This window comes from Paremcibacter congregatus, assembly GCF_006385135.1.
In the GTDB taxonomy this organism is placed as follows: domain Bacteria; phylum Pseudomonadota; class Alphaproteobacteria; order Sphingomonadales; family Emcibacteraceae; genus Paremcibacter; species Paremcibacter congregatus.
Window position 1 is genome coordinate 2,290,632 of sequence record NZ_CP041025.1, and the last position, 15,556, is coordinate 2,306,187.

Genomic DNA, 15,556 nt, shown 5'->3' on the forward strand with positions numbered 1-15,556 from the left:
CTAGAGAGAGGACAGAATGATTAGCACTGGCGCGCGTCTGCCCTGGGTGAGACGCCATATGGCCCTGTTCGCCATATGCGCTATAATGCTGAGCTTTTTTATCCCTTTGCCTGGCGCACAGGCCGCCAGTAACCAAGCCGGTAACGCCCCGCTTCTCCTGCATTTTTCTCTCAGGAAACAGCCCCTGCGCGCCGCACTTCTGGCCTTCTCTCAACAAGCCGGAATTCAGTTGATCTATGTGGAAGAGGTCGAGACCGAAAAAGAAATCGATCCGCTCGACGGTCAATACACTGTTGAAGACGCGCTCAGCCTGTTGCTGCGGGACAGTGGATTCGAGTATGAATTTTCCAAGGAAAATACCGTTACCGTCAGACGCGTCACCCCGCGTGAAGCCACCCCGCCTGCGCAGGAAACCCTACCCCTGAATTCCACCCCCGCCTCATCATCAGAAAACGCGGAAGCCTTCATTGATGAAGTGATATCCGTCGGTACCCGTGGCCGGGGACGCACGGCGCTTCAAACCCCTGTGCCGGTCGATACCATTGGCGGGCGAGACATGATGACCACTGGCGAGACGGAGACAGGGCGGATATTACAATTTCTCAATCCAAGTTTCAATTTCTCCACCTCGAGCATTTCAGATGGCACCGACGCCGTGAAGCCCGCCACCCTGCGCGGTCTGAACCCGGATCAGACGCTTGTGCTGGTCAATGGCAAACGCCGGCATTCCAGCGCCCTTGTGCATGTCAATACCTCGGTCGGACGCGGCGCCACCGGTGTCGACATGAACGCCATTCCGCCGAGCTCAATTAAACAAATCGAAATTCTCCGTGATGGCGCGTCGGCTCAATATGGTTCAAGCGCCATTGCCGGTGTGATCAATATCATCCTGAAAGATCAGCAGGAAGGCGGATCCCTCACCTCATCCTGGGGCCAAACCTATAAGGGCGATGGCGACATTTTCGTTGTCAGCGCCAATTACGGCTTTGCGCCCTTGCCCCGGGCGCGTCTCACCCTGTCCGCCGAATATCGTAACAAGCAACATAGCAACCGGGCCGGTTTGAGCGGCTGCCTGCAATATGATCCGGGCGATCAGGAGCCCTGCAGCTTCGGCAATCTGGCCGTTGATCCCCGTGAGGAAAGTTTTGACCGGCGCAATTTCCGTATCGGTGAGTCCGACAGCGAACAAAAAACCCTTCTGCTCAATCTCAGCCTGCCCTATCACGATAATTCAGAGCTTTATCTGTTCGGCACCTATTCCGACCGCAACAATCAGTCCACAGGATTTTTCCGCCGCGCCAATGAATATAGCCGCACGGTGATCGAGATATTTCCCGATGGCTATCTACCGCTACTTAATGCCGGGATCCGAGATTTTTCCGTCACCGCGGGTGGACGCTGGGACCTGGGGGATGATTTTTACCTCGACAGCAGTCTGACCACCGGCGGCAACCGATTTCAGTTTCTCATCGATAATTCCCTCAATGCTTCCTTCGGGGTGAATAGTCCGACGTCCGCCAACGCGGGCGCGCTCAAGCTTCACCAGTCCACCGTCAATCTGGATGTCTCAAAATATCTCGACACGACCCATTTTGCCTTCGGTCTGGAATGGCACAGGGAACATTATCAAATTGTTCCCGGCGAACCGGTGTCCTATGCAGACGGTGGCACCCTGAATTATACCTGCCCCGGATGCGATATAAATCCAGTGCCTTACGCTGCCGGCTTTCAACTTTTCAAGGGCCTGTCCCCCGCCAACAGTGCCGATGAAAGTAGGACAAACATTGCCATATATGCGGATATGGAAATTGATGTTTCGCCCTCGCTGCTACTCAATCTGGCGACCCGCTTTGAAGACTATAGTGATTTCGGCAACAAGCTGATCGCCAAACTCGCCACCCGCTATCAGATCAGCCCCGGCCTGGCGGCCCGTGGATCGGTCAGCACCGGATTCCGCGCCCCCTCCATGCAGCAGAAATTTTTCAACAGCACCAATACCCAGTTCATTGAGGTGAATGGCCGGTCGGTCTCTCAGGAGCGCGGCACCTTCCGCACCGACAGCGCCGTCGCCCGCGCCTTGGGCATTCCGGCCCTCAAACCGGAGACCTCCACCAACCTCAGTCTTGGTTTTATCGCCACCCCGCTGAAAAACCTGACCATCACGGCCGACTATTACCTCATCACGATCCGCGACCGGATCGCCATCACCGGCAGCATCCCGATTGAGGAAAATTTCCCCGAGGTCACTGAGGCAACGGGCGCCACCGACGGTCAGTTTTTCACCAATATGGCCGATACCAAAACCGAAGGCGTCGACCTTGTGGTGCATTACGACATCCCGCTCGCACCCGGCCAAAAGTTACGCCTCAGCCTCGCCGCCAACAAGACCCGCACCCGGATCAAGGAAGGCTCGATCGCATCCCCCCTGGAAGGCGTCGATAATCTGCAACTCTTCAGCCTGCAGGATCGCGCCATCATTGAAGACTGGCAACCCTCTTCGCGGGTCAATATCGCGCTTGATTACACCAATGGCCCCTGGTCTCTGGTGCTGCGCAACAATATGCATGGCGCCTATACTGTTTGTGAAGGGAGCTGCACGATCTTATCAGGGCCGGATCAAAATATTCAGGAATTTTCCCACAAATGGCTCACCGATATACAGCTGTCCTACTCTCTCGAAAAGCTATCATCGAAAATCACCTTGGGCGTGAACAACCTGTTCAATGTCTACCCCGACATTAATCTGATCGGACAGGCGCGCGCAGGCTCCATTGCGGGCATCGTCGAGTCTCCCGGCATTTTTACCTATCCCCGCCGCTCCGCCCCCTTCGGCATCAACGGCGGCAGCTATTACCTCCGTCTGGTGAAAAACTTCTAACATTGATCTCGAACCGCACACGGACGTTCAAAGACGCTCCTCTACCTTGTTAAAACCATCACAAGATCAACATATAGACAAGTTGGTGCTCGCTCCAGAAAGCGGCCTGCGGGAAGGATGTCGCTACAGAATGGCTCTGGACTTATAACCATGAACAGCCCAATATAGCTGTCGGCGGCATAACGCTACTACAGAAACTGGCCCAAGGTACAGGAATACTCCCCTGACTGCCTAGCAGCTCTGCGCCTTAAACCCCTTAAAAAGGGGAGTATTATATAACAAGGACAAAGTTTGCCATTTCTTTCTGTACATGACTTCGTTGAGGAAAAATTCTTGATTGGAATTTCGGTAACGTAAACATTCTGCAATCAGCAATAAATAGTCCTTTATTGCGAGGCCAGGATAGCTACAACTGAATAAAAACCTCTCCCCTAAACAAGGGCGTATCCAACAGCGATAGACCGCCGGATCATCGGCTCCCTTTGCACCATTCTGGCCAAATCGCTCACTTCTATTTTTATTTAACTTGCATAATAAGACTTAAGAATTTATACTTTTGCCTCGAAAGGAAAATATCCTTTCTCAAGAACATGAAAACAGAATATAGAGAAAATTCGGACGAGAAAACTCGCCGTTTGAAGTATAAGGGCAACACTGATGATATTAACCTCTGCGGATAAAATTTCCTCTTATACGAGCCGGGGATGGTGGGGAGAACGTACACTGGATGATGTATTTCAGGCGGCTTGCGACACTGCTGCGGACAGAACAGCCCTCGTCGACGCCCCGAACCGCACCAGTTTTTCCGATGGTTCCCCCCTGCGGCTCACTTACCAAGAGCTCGCCGACCGGGTGGATCATATGGCGGCACGTTTTATTCAGGATGGTTTGCAGCAGGATGACATCATCTGCACCCAACTCCCCAATATCGTCGAAGGCGTGATCGTCATCCTTGCCGCCGCCCGTCTGGGCCTGATTATTAGCCCAATCCCTGTACAATATCGTGAACATGAGATCAGCCACATACTCACCCACACCAGGGCTAAAGCGATCGTCACCGTAACCCGTTTCAAGGATCATGCACCGGCGCAGATGATACAGGCCCTGTCCCCCGACCTGCCGGACCTTGAGATCATCTACAGTTTTGGCGACACTTCTTCAAATGGATGTCACCCTCTTACACTAGAACCCGCCTGTGACACGGACAGGCAAATCCTAACAAGGTATCGAGACAGTCATGTGCTGACCGCCAATGATATTTTAACCATCTGCTGGACTTCCGGCACCGAAGCCAATCCAAAAGGAGTGCCGCGCAGTCATAACCACTGGTTTGCCACCGGCACTGTCTGTTCGGAAGCCGGCGCACTTGACATCGGCGACGTGTTGCTCAATCCCTTCCCCATGGTCAATATGGCGGCCATCGGCAGCATGCTGTTCCCCTGGTTGATGTGTCAGGGCACTCTGGTGCAGCATCATCCCTTTGACCTCCAGACTTTCCTGCAGCAAGTGCCCGAAGAAAAAGTCAATTACACCATTGCCGCCCCGGCGATCCTCAATCTTCTTTTAAAAAATGAAGACCTTCTCGCCAAAAGCGATTTCAGCAGCCTTAAATGTCTGGGCTCGGGCTCTGCCCCCCTCTCCCCCTGGATGGTTGCCGGTTGGCAGGAAAAACATAATCTGGGGGTGATGAATTTTTTTGGGTCCAACGAAGGCGCCAGCCTGTTCAGCAGCCCGCAGGATATTCCCGACCCGGAACAACGGGCCCAGTATTTCCCCCGCTTCGGTGTTGATGGCTTTCACTGGACCGCGAAATCCGCCGGATGGATGAAAAGCCGCCTGGTAGATCTCGACACAGAAGAAGAAATTACAGAACCCGGCAGGTCCGGGGAACTGCGCCTGACCGGCGCCACCATTTTTGACGGATATTTCCGCTCTGATACAGACAATGCCGGCATATTTGACGATCAGGGATACTATAAAACCGGTGATACCTTCCAGATCGCCGGCGACGGAAAACTGGCACGTTTTTATAAATATGTTGGCCGCAGCAAAGAACTAATCATCCGCGGCGGCATGAATATTTCCCCCGGTGAACTGGATGGCCTGATCGACAGCCACCCTCATGTCAAGGAAGCCGCCGTTGTCGGCTATCCCGACGAAGGATTTGGTGAACGGGTCTGTGCCATGGTGGTTCTTCACCCAGACACATCCCTCACCCTGACGGAACTCACCGACCATCTGCGGCACCAGAAAATCGCCTCCTTCAAGCTACCGGAAAAGCTTTGCCTCATCGACGCCCTGCCCCGCAACCCAATGGGCAAGGTTGTGCGTCGTGATCTTGTAAAATATATGACATAAAAGGGTTCTCGCTATGACCACATATACTGCTCCCGTCGTGGATATGGAATTTATCTTCCAGGATATTCTGGATCTCTATCAGTACAAAAATTTACCTGGTTTTCAGGACACCTCCCCGGATATCGTCTCCGCCATATTGCGCGAGGGCGCGAAAGTTACCGAAGAAGTTTTTCATCCCTTAAACCAGTCCGGCGATGCGGAAGGCTGCCAGTGGCAGAACGGAGAGGTGACAACTCCTCAAGGATTCAAGCAGGCCTACAAGACTTATGTTGATGGCGGCTGGAACGGCCTTACTGCCGATCCCGAATATGGCGGGCAAGGCATGCCCTATGTTCTGGGGCTCGCCATCAACGAAATGCTGGTCTCCGCCAATCATGGCCTCGCCGCCTATCCCGGATTGACCCAGGGTGCCATCGAGGCCCTGCAAGCCCATGCATCCGATGTTCTTAAACAGACCTACCTGCCAAAATTAATCAGCGGCGAATGGTCCGGCACCATGAATTTGACCGAGCCCCAATGCGGAACAGATCTCAATCTCATGCGCACCCGGGCGACAAAAAGCACCGATGGCAGTTACCGGCTCACCGGCACCAAGATATTTATCTCCTCCGGTGAACATGACATCACCGATAATATCATTCATCTGGTGATCGCAAAAACCGAAGGCGGGCCGGATAACCTCAAAGGCGTCTCCCTGTTTCTGGTTCCCAAGTTTCTGCCGAATGGCGCTGGCGCCCCGGGAGAGCGCAACGGGGTACGCTGCGGGTCCATCGAACATAAAATGGGCATCCACGGCAACTCCACCTGTGAAATGATATATGAAGACGCCGTCGGCTATTTGGTCGGTCATGAATTCAAGGGCATGCGCGCCATGTTCACCATGATGAATGCGGCGCGGCTCGGCGTCTCTGTCCAGGGCATCTGCCATTCGGAAGCCTCCTACCAGAATGCGGCCATTTATGCCCGTGAACGGTTACAAGGTCGATCGGTCAGCGGCGTGAAAAATCAGGATCAAGCCGCTGATCCAATCATTGTTCACCCCGATGTGCGCCGCATGCTGATGACCTCCCGGGCGTTCAACGAAGGCGCACGGGCACTGGCGTTATGGATCGCGTTGCAGGTAGATCTGGCGGAAAAATTACCCGATGAAAAAGCCCGTCAGGACGCCCATGATCTTCTTGATCTTCTGACCCCGGTGATCAAGGCTTTCTTCACGGACAAGGGCTATGAATATACCAATACCAACATGCAAATCTTTGGCGGACATGGCTATGTGGTCGAAACCGGTATGGAGCAATATGTCCGTGACTGTCGCATCACACAGATTTATGAGGGGGCCAACGGCATTCACGGCCTGGATCTGGTCGGGCGCAAATTACCCGCCAACGGAGGCCGTGCGGCCCAGTTGTTCCTCAGTACGCTGCAATCTTTTATTGAAACACATCGAAACAATGCGGCGATGGCTGAATTCATCGGCCCGCTCGGTCAGGCGATGGATCATTTGCAACAGGCGACCTTATGGCTGATGGAGAATGCAGCAAAATCACCGGACCATGCCGCAGCCTCTTCAATGGAATATCTCAGTTTGATGGCCCATACGGCAATGGCTTATATGTGGAACCGCATGGCGCTGGCGGCACTCAACGGAATGGACAGCGGCAAAGGCAATCAGAAGTTCTATCGCAATAAACTGATCACGGCCCGTTTCTATATGGCGCGGATGCTGCCTGATATTCTGTCTCATCTGGAAAGACTGAAAAGCGGCGCCGATTGCATGATGGCGCTGGATGCGGAGGACTTCTAACGCAGAACAAAGCCTCTCGCTACTCGTGCGCAACCTAATGCCCTGCCCTCCCTTATGGAAGGCGGGGCTTTTTTTACATCAGGACATCGGATAGCGGATCTGAACAATCCTGAAACGATCCGCCACGAAAGCCAGGTCCGCAAGACAGGCGTTTCCCGCCGGATTAAGTCCTGTAACGTGATAATCACTATAAGCGGCGGCAAAGTTAAGCGGCATATTACCCGTCAAATTACACGTCAGAGACGCCCCCGCCTCGGCAAAGGCATTTTGCCCGGACGATAAAAAGTCCGGATCAGAAGAATAGAAATAACTTGCGATCGCCCCATGGGTTTGCACATCAGACGTCGCCTGCGCCAGGGCCTGCTCCCGGTTTTTTGCCTTGATGACAAAAGCTACCGGCGCGAACACCTCCTCCTGATAAAAATCCCGATCAGAAATATCGAGTTCTATCATCAGGGGAGTCGCTGTCCGGGCCTGGGGAAAATCGGGATGATCGTAGGCATGATGTGCTTTCAATATTGTCCCCCGCTCTGCCCCCCGTTTTTCTAAATCCTCCAAGAGCTTTAGCGAGACATCAGACTGCAAGGCTCCGAACAAATTGGGAGCAATCTTGATATTCTCTGACAGAGATTTCACCTCTGCGACCAACCTTTCAACGACCTCTTCATAAGGCACCAGACGATCTCCGTCTCGCACGCCCTGCGCCGGAATATAGATATTTTGCGGACTGGTGCACATCTGGGCCGAAAAAAGACAAAGGGTCCTGGCGACAGACGTGATCACCGCTGTCAGGTCATGGGCGGATTCCACAATGACACTGTTCACCCCGGCGGTTTCCGTATAGACGAGCGACCGGCCGGAATTCTCCTCAACCCATTGGCCAAAGCGCGCACTTCCGGTAAAATCAACAATAGCGCAGCCGGGATGGTGGATCAGTTGTTTGGTGACCGGCGCAGATATCTCATCCGCCGCCAGCAGCACCAGATTGGGATCAAACCCACAGTCGTTTAAAATCTCCCTAAACCGCCGCACCGCGATGGCCATGGGCAATATGCCGTTGGGGTGCGGTTTCACGATCACCGGATTGCCGGTGGCCAGGCTCGCGACCATCGCCGGATAGGCATTCCAGGCTGGAAAGGTCGCGCAACAAATCACCAGGCCAACACCACGCGGCATTAAACGGTAATCCTTTTGCAGGCGAATGGTGTCCTTGCCAAAATTCTTTTCCCAGAGGGCATTTTCCGGCACTTCACGCTGGGCAATCATCGCATGGGCCAGGGCCTCCATTCCCCGGTCCAGCGCGTTGGAGCCACTGCCTGCGAAAGCCATGGGAAAGCTCTGCCCGGCCGTATGCATGGTGGCAAAGGCATTTTCGAATGTTTCCTGCGACAGGCGCGTGAGGATTTCAATAATCACACCGGCGCGCGCAGCAGGCCCGGCATCACGCCAAGCTGGCAAGGCGGCTTTGGCGGCACTAAAAAGCTGATCCACATCCGCTTTGGGGTAATCAATGTTCAGCGGCGCCTGAGTATAGGGCGATATCTCATGCCCTACGCGGCCAATGGTTCCCGGTTGGTCAAGGTCAAAACTTCTTCCCAGATGAGCCTCAAAGGCCGCCTTGCCATTTTTTAACGCCTCTTCTCCATGAATTTTTGCGCTGGGATTATCGATAAACGGGCTCCAGCTATAGCGCTTGCGGCAGACCTCTATGGCTTTTTCTAAAGTCCCTTTATGTTTTTTATATAGCTCAGTCATGGTTTGGCTCCGCTTTTACCCAGTGCAGGCGATGACGACGGCTCTTCTCTCCCAGGGTTTCCGACGCAGACAAAACAAGACTTCGATCAATGAATTCCATATGCCGGCGCTGAATGGTGCCGACCATCATCGGATTAAGGGAGTGATCAACCCGATGGACCACATGATCCCCTTCAATAGTAAAAGGGCCCGCGTAACTGAAATTACTTTCAAAGGCCATGCATTTTTCGACCTCGGATGCCTTACGCACACTGGCGCTATTGAACCGGGACCTGTCCGCCTGGCTGATATTGGCAGACATATAACCGTCCGGGCTATATATCAGTATCCCTTCAGGATTCTGACCAAAGGGACAGGTGACGGCCCCATCCGGTGAATAGCTGATTTCCCAACTCACCAGCTTCCAGGTGCCAATTAGTTTTTCTCGAGCCGCCATTGCATTCTCCTGATAAAAATCAGGCGGCAGATATACCGCCGCCTGATAGGTAAATTTTATGTCGCCCTAATTAAATTCCCACGTCAGGGTCACACCGTAAGTGCGCGGCATGCCATAGACCACCGCCGCATTCTCCGTTAGATCGAAGGGCCCCGACCCATCAATGCCGTGAGTACGGTAAAGCGCATCGGTGAGGTTTTTACCCCATAATTTAATCTGCATGCCCTGATCCACAAGGTCCAGTGCAATATGCGCATCAACCATGTGACGTGAATCGTCACCGATCCAGACCTCTCCGGTGCTGAAGTGTTTATTGGCACCATCAAAATAGATCTTGTCGCGATAAGACCAGTTGGCGGCGATCGTCAGTTGCCCCCAGTCCGCGATATCCGTCACATTACTCGCGCCCAGATTAAAACTGTTGCGCGGCGCCCGGGTCAGATCATTTCCGGAATAATCCACCCCGGTTTCAGTAATATAATCTTTGTATTTGGTATCCAGATAAGCATAGTTGGCCGTCACGGTCAGGCTTTCCGTTACCGCAGCTGTCAACTCTGCCTCAAAGCCCTGACTGCTGGCATTGGCCGCATTCTCGATCACCAGAGTTGAGCCATTGACCAGCTTGAATATCTGCAGATCCGTATAGTCAATGTAGAAAGCAGTCAGGTTAAGGCGCAGTTTATCGTCCAGCATCATGGACTTCAGCCCCACTTCCCACTGTTTGGCCTTTTCCGGATCAAACCCTTGCAGCGCCGCTGCCTCGGACGCGGCGGAACCGTTGAAACCACCGCTTTTAAACCCTTGGGAATAGCTGACATAAACCATTGCATCTTCTGTCATGCGGTAATTCAGACTGGCCTTCGGAATAAAGCTATTCCAGCTTTTACTCGGATTGACATCATAGGTTCCCGCAAGAAATCCACCTGTCGGGTCAAAGCCATAACCGTTGATATTCGCATCCTTGCTTTCATGGGTATACCGTCCGCCGAGGGTCAGGGTTACCTGATCCACGATGTCATAACTTGCCTGGGCAAATCCGGCATAACTTTTGGTGACATTTTTCTGATCAAAGAAAATATCAAACGGCGCCAGCCCCCAGCCCGTCTGCCCTATCAGAGGCAGGAATTGCCCCCAACTCAGGCCCGGCACCGGCGACGGGGTGGCAAAGACCGCCGTATCGTTACCGGTAAAGTCATTATTATCCAGCCGGTTCACTGTTTCGGTAAAATAATACAACCCGACAACCCATTTCAGCCGTCCATCTTCCGAGACATCCCCAAGGCGGAATTCCTGTGAAAACTGGTGGGCTTTCTCGTCAACATTATTGATCACAAGATTGGCGTCTGAACCGTCGAAATCTTCCTGATAGTCAAATTCACTGTCCCGATAAGCGGTAATGGAGGTAAATTCTCCGATCGCCGTTTCCGCAGTCACTTTCGCCGACAAACCCCAGACATCGCGGTTCTGGTAGCCGTTCACCGTTTTTTCATTCAAACGCCGGTCTTCGCTGCACGGACTGGCGCCATAAGGTGCGCCCGGCGCCAGCCAAGGGAAAAAGATAAACTGTTCCCCCAGACATTCCCGACTGTTCCCCGCCAGACGATCACGGGAATAATCAGCGGTCAGCAGTATTTCCATGGTGTCATTAGGCGTGAAGAGCATCTGTCCCCGGGCCGAAAAATTATTGGCGTCACCAAGTTTCGTACCATCTATCGCGCTGACGCTATGCCCGTCACGTTCGACCTTCGACAGGCTAAGCTTCGCCGCCACATTATCGGACAGAGCCCCGTTTACCAGCCCCCGCAGCTCATAACGGTTAAAATTACCATAAGAGCCTTTCAGTTTTACCTGAGTGTCAGAAGAGGGTTTTTTTGTTAAAATATTCACCGCCCCACCGGCGACATTCTTGCCGTACAATGTGCCTTGCGGGCCGCGCAAAACCTCGATCCGCTCCAAGTCCATTAAATCAAAGTCCGCTCCCCCGGCCCGGCCGATATAGACCTCGTCCAGGAAAATCCCCACCGACTGGTCCCCAAAGGCGGAATCGTCCGTCGAGCCAATGCCACGAATATAGAGCTGCGGCTGGGCCATATTATAGCGAGACATGGTGAAGCCCGGCGTCCGCATGGAGACCTCATCAACAGCGGTTATGCCCGCTTGTTCCAGAAAATCGCCCGACATGGCCGTAATCGCCAGCGGAATATCCTGCAAATTCTCTGCGCGCTTCTGAGCGGTCACCACGATCTCTTCCAGAGAAAATGCCTCCTCTGCGGCAAACCCGACACTCGACATACTTCCCAGGGACATCACTGACAAAATGACTCCCGTAACATTATTTAGTAGGTGATTATTATATTTCATATTGCGTTCCCTGTGTATTTTGCTCTTTTTGGCGTAAGTGTCTCCGTCCTCCCGACGAAGAAAGTAAAATAATTTATGGGGTGTTACGCAACGATGTCGGCCCTTCAACATGAGAAGCATGCTGTTCATCCGAATACCCTGCTTTCTGGCCTCCTTGTCCTTCCCCGCTTTACGGAAACCAGGACTTGGCCACCCTGAATTATTGATATCTTTTCTTATTATATTTTTATAAGTCTTGTTATGCAATTTAATGTGTGAAGGATTGCAAAAATTGTTGGTCTTGTCAAGCAAGTAACTAATTATTTCGCAACCCGATATTTTATTTAGAAAATTGATTCATGAGGGACTTAACGGGAGCGGCACTAAAGCCGCTCGCACGTTCCGGTGTTACGATTAATCTCGCCAGATATCCTCGCCCCTCGCCCAGTTGGCGTGGAATCCATAAGGCAGGCGATGCGGCATCTTGACCCGGGCAATGGGTCCTTTTGAAATACATTTTCCGTCAAAGATCAGGCATTCTGATTGCCAGGTATGGCTGTTGGTGACATAGGTGATGACATAGCCACCGTCTTCCTGATCATGCCGTGTGGCCCCGCGGCGCGGACAGAAAGGCGCTTCACTGCCGTAAATGCCATCCCCATAATCCCAGCGCTCATAACCGCCGCTTTCCAAATCATATTTTACCAATCCCCCAAACGCCAAAGTGGTAGCCCCATCTTCTTTGGTCATGATATACTGGTTATAGCTGTAGCGGTTCTTGAAGCCGCCATAAAGCGGGTTGATCCGGCAGAACTCTGTGTTCATCTTGTCGAAATCACCCTCGACAACCTCGCCGGTTTTCATATTGAACTTCCAAATATACATATTGGCTTCAAGGCGCATATAGGCCATCATATGCGACAATTCACCCTCTTCCGGATTGGCCTTTGGCATGGGATTGGTGGAGCGGCAACCTACCTGAATAACCCAATCCCCCTCTTCCCAGCAATTAACAACATGCAGGATATAACAGGGTTCACAATCGAACCATTTCACCTCACTGCCTTTACCATAGCGCGGCTGAACCCCGAAACGGGTCGGCATATCCCGATGGAAAGTAACGATGCGCTTTTTCGTGCGCTGCAAAATATCCATATCATGGAAAAAGGGCAAATCATGTAACAGGACATAATTTTCCGTAAAGCCAATGTCATGGGGTAGCCGCGGACCGGGCAGTTCAATATTTTCCTGATGAATCACATTTCCGTTGCTGTCAGCAATGCCATAGAGCATATAGGGTGGTTCATCCCAGTAATCGAAGAAAATCAGCTCATTCTTTTCCAGATCAATCTTGGCATGCGCCGACAGAGCGCGTTTTAACTGGCCGTTAAAAGTCTCGCGGCCCTTGGTTTTCAATGTATGACGGTCGAGGGTATAAGGAATGCCCGCATTATACCATAATGTAACGATGTCATCGTTGAAATACAGCAGATCCGTATTCGAGGTATCCTTGACCGGGAAACCTTCAAGAGAATAATCATGCTCCCCCATCATTCCCGGCCAGATGGCCTTGCCCGCCTCGGCTTCTTTCTGAAAGGCATCCGTACGCACCCAGCGGTTTTTATAGGACGCCTTGCCATCCTTGAAATAAATCGCATAAACCATCCCGTCTCCATCGAAAGGATGATATTTGCAGTTAGGTTCAAACACCGGATTCGGGCCGTTGCGCATGTAAACCCCATATAGATCGTCCGGCAACTCTCCGATCACCTCCAGATCCGCCACATCGATTTCCTCTGTGGTCGGGGCATAAACCCCATGCAGATATGGATTGTCTATCTTCTGGGTCCAAGCGGGAGAATCCGGCGCCGGGCGCCCGTCATCTGCTCGGGTACGGATTGACCTCTCACTCAAAGGCAAGTCACGATCCTGATCAAAAACATCACTCATATGTATTTTCCCAATTTTGTCGGAACCTTCCGTCAGGTCCCGTTTAAAATATGTCTGAAGCCGCCTTGGCCACATCATTTTCGACAACATTAACTTCAGCATAAATTAGTAAGTCTTTTTATGCAAGTAATTTAATAAACGTCTAAACATTCATAATAAAAACAACATGTTAGATCAGAATAACCTGTTGATTTTCATCATCATAAAGCCGCTCGACATCCTCTGCGCGATTGTTCAACAACGCTGCCGAATTAACAGTTCCCTTGTCGGTCAACTCCCCCTTGCCCGCATCTGGCGGACTAAGCAGGAATCGCAAACCTGCGATCCGACGGCTGCTGGTCGTGCTCGTGCGATTATGGTCGGCCAACGCCTGCTGGATAGACCGGACCACCATCGGATGATCACTCAAATCCACAACCGACGCCTTTGGCTCCCCGGTGAGTTCCGCCAAAGCTTTGCTGTTTGGCCAGGCCAGAATCCTGACCCCTTCCCGGTTAGCGCCGCAGAGGATAAAATCATTCACCAAATGCCCGATATGCGGCCGGACAGACTCTTTCAAACTATGGGCATTCACCCAGGTGCCCGACGCCAGCTTAAATTCATCGCTCAGACGGCCAATGAATTTCAAGCCCTTCTCCGGCTGGTCTGGATCGACCCAATCCACCACATCCCCCATACTGTAATAACCTTCATCATCCAGAAGCGTTTCGTTCAAGTCAGGACGCTTAAAATAACCCGGGGTCAATGTCGGCCCCGCCACCCTGATTTCGAATCCATTATAGATCGGCACCAGTTTCAGTTTAACACCGGGTTGCGGCAGCCCGACGCCAGGCCCCTCACTTTCAAAGTAGGTCGCGAGCACACCGGACGCTGTTTCCGTCGCGCCATACCCCGCGCCAAACAGAAGCCTATGCCCGGTTTCCGCTACCGCCATTTTTTGAAATCTCTCATAGAGCTTGCTGGAAATTCCCGCCCCGCCATAGACCATATGGCGCATGCTGCGGAAGAAATTTTGGCGCAGAACCTTATCCTTCTCCAGAGCAGTGGCAAGTAATTCATATGCCAGCGGAATGTTGGTCTGAAAACTGGTCTTCAGTTCAGCCATATTGCGGAGACTTTTTTCAAACAACCCTGGCAAGGGCTTACCGTCATCAATATATAACGTCCCGCCATTGAGCATCACGCAGGTCTGAACCAGCGCCCCCGACACATGATTCCAAGGCAGCCAGTCGAGCGTCTCTTGCCGCCAGCTGGTCGCCTTAGCCATAACGGCGCTGCAAAAGGCCGCATTGGCCGCCTGCATACGGCTGGTTTGCATAACGGCCTTAGGCAAGCCGGTCGATCCAGAAGTCAGCATCAATTTATGCAGCTTATCCGGATCAAGGTTTCCGACCTGTTGATACATATCGTCAGAAACAGGTGTCCTGCAAATGTCCAAATAGGCCAGACAGCCTTCCACCCCGTTTCTGGTGATGATTTTCATGTCAGTTTTGCGAATATGGTCCAAGGCCAGCCGATACCGGTCAGCGTCATCAGCATACACCACCGCCGGGGCAATCAAATCAACCACATAATCCAGCCTGGCATAAATCTTAAGCAAGGAATAGTTGGGGCTGATCGGGCACACAGGCACCCCGGCGACAAGCCCGGCCAACGTCAATATCGCATGTTCAATGGCGTTTTCCGACAGCAACAGCATTGACTGATCCGCCGCCAGATTCTGGTTGATAAGCCATTGCCCGACCGCCAAAACCTGTTCCCACGCCTCCCCATAGGAAATCCGGTCCCACCCCTCCTCCCCGTCCCGCCGCATAGCCAGAAAGGTTTTTTCTGGCTGACGTGATGCCTGATCCATCAAAATCTTGATCAAATTAGGCTCATAGACCGGGGTCGGGGAAGCCGATTCCAGATAAATCTCCCCTCCTGCCCCTCGATCAAGGGTAAGTTCAACTGGTGGAAAATCAACTTTTTTAAAAGACGCCTTCATTAAAAACCTCATCATCCTGATACGGAAAAATCAAGCTTAACATTAAAG

General features: G+C 52.3%; 8 protein-coding genes. 3 read left to right on the forward strand and 5 right to left on the reverse strand.

The window, feature by feature from the left end:
• Positions 1 to 16: 16 nt before the first annotated feature.
• The 3 genes from FIV45_RS10405 (at position 17) to FIV45_RS10415 (ending at position 7,040) form a co-directional block, all read left to right on the forward strand.
• Complete coding sequence (locus FIV45_RS10405; protein WP_099472298.1) at positions 17 to 2,878, forward strand: TonB-dependent receptor; 2,862 nt, start codon at positions 17 to 19, stop codon at positions 2,876 to 2,878.
• A gap of 657 nt (positions 2,879 to 3,535) precedes the next feature.
• On the forward strand, positions 3,536 to 5,236 hold the full coding sequence (locus FIV45_RS10410; protein WP_099472297.1) for a class I adenylate-forming enzyme family protein: 1,701 nt from the start codon (positions 3,536 to 3,538) through the stop codon (positions 5,234 to 5,236).
• 13 nt (positions 5,237 to 5,249) lie between these two features.
• Positions 5,250 to 7,040, forward strand: a complete 1,791-nt coding sequence (locus FIV45_RS10415) for an acyl-CoA dehydrogenase C-terminal domain-containing protein (protein ID WP_099472296.1) — start codon at positions 5,250 to 5,252, stop codon at positions 7,038 to 7,040.
• 78 nt (positions 7,041 to 7,118) lie between these two features.
• Here the strand turns inward: FIV45_RS10415 and paaN are convergent, their stop codons facing one another.
• The 5 genes from paaN to FIV45_RS10440 form a co-directional block, all read right to left on the reverse strand.
• A complete protein-coding gene (gene paaN, locus FIV45_RS10420; RefSeq protein ID WP_099472295.1) occupies positions 7,119 to 8,795 on the reverse strand; it encodes a phenylacetic acid degradation protein PaaN in 1,677 nt (558 codons plus the stop codon).
• Positions 8,788 to 9,231: a lipocalin-like domain-containing protein gene (locus tag FIV45_RS10425; RefSeq protein WP_099472294.1), complete on the reverse strand. Its 444-nt coding sequence runs from the start codon at positions 9,229 to 9,231 to the stop codon at positions 8,788 to 8,790. The genes paaN and FIV45_RS10425 overlap by 8 nt, the downstream gene beginning before the upstream one ends.
• A 66-nt stretch (positions 9,232 to 9,297) precedes the next feature.
• Positions 9,298 to 11,538: a TonB-dependent receptor gene (locus FIV45_RS10430; protein ID WP_235868149.1), complete on the reverse strand. Its 2,241-nt coding sequence runs from the start codon at positions 11,536 to 11,538 to the stop codon at positions 9,298 to 9,300.
• A gap of 447 nt (positions 11,539 to 11,985) precedes the next feature.
• On the reverse strand, positions 11,986 to 13,521 hold the full coding sequence (locus FIV45_RS10435; protein ID WP_099472331.1) for a carotenoid oxygenase family protein: 1,536 nt from the start codon (positions 13,519 to 13,521) through the stop codon (positions 11,986 to 11,988).
• A 169-nt stretch (positions 13,522 to 13,690) separates the two neighbouring features.
• Positions 13,691 to 15,508, reverse strand: coding sequence for an AMP-binding protein (locus FIV45_RS10440; protein WP_165776980.1), 1,818 nt, complete (start codon positions 15,506 to 15,508; stop codon positions 13,691 to 13,693).
• Positions 15,509 to 15,556 lie beyond the last annotated feature (48 nt).

Excerpts from the sequence above, each read along its gene's own strand:
- FIV45_RS10440 (WP_165776980.1), bottom strand. The coding sequence starts at position 15,508 with ATGAAGGCGTCTTTTAAAAAAGTTGATTTTCCACCAGTTGAACTTACC.
- FIV45_RS10425 (WP_099472294.1), bottom strand. The coding sequence starts at position 9,231 with ATGGCGGCTCGAGAAAAACTAATTGGCACCTGGAAGCTGGTGAGTTGG.
- paaN (WP_099472295.1), bottom strand. The coding sequence starts at position 8,795 with ATGACTGAGCTATATAAAAAACATAAAGGGACTTTAGAAAAAGCCATA.
- FIV45_RS10435 (WP_099472331.1), bottom strand. The coding sequence starts at position 13,521 with ATGAGTGATGTTTTTGATCAGGATCGTGACTTGCCTTTGAGTGAGAGG.
- FIV45_RS10410 (WP_099472297.1), top strand. The coding sequence starts at position 3,536 with ATGATATTAACCTCTGCGGATAAAATTTCCTCTTATACGAGCCGGGGA.
- FIV45_RS10405 (WP_099472298.1), top strand. The coding sequence starts at position 17 with ATGATTAGCACTGGCGCGCGTCTGCCCTGGGTGAGACGCCATATGGCC.
- FIV45_RS10415 (WP_099472296.1), top strand. The coding sequence starts at position 5,250 with ATGACCACATATACTGCTCCCGTCGTGGATATGGAATTTATCTTCCAG.
- FIV45_RS10430 (WP_235868149.1), bottom strand. The coding sequence starts at position 11,538 with ATGTCCCTGGGAAGTATGTCGAGTGTCGGGTTTGCCGCAGAGGAGGCA.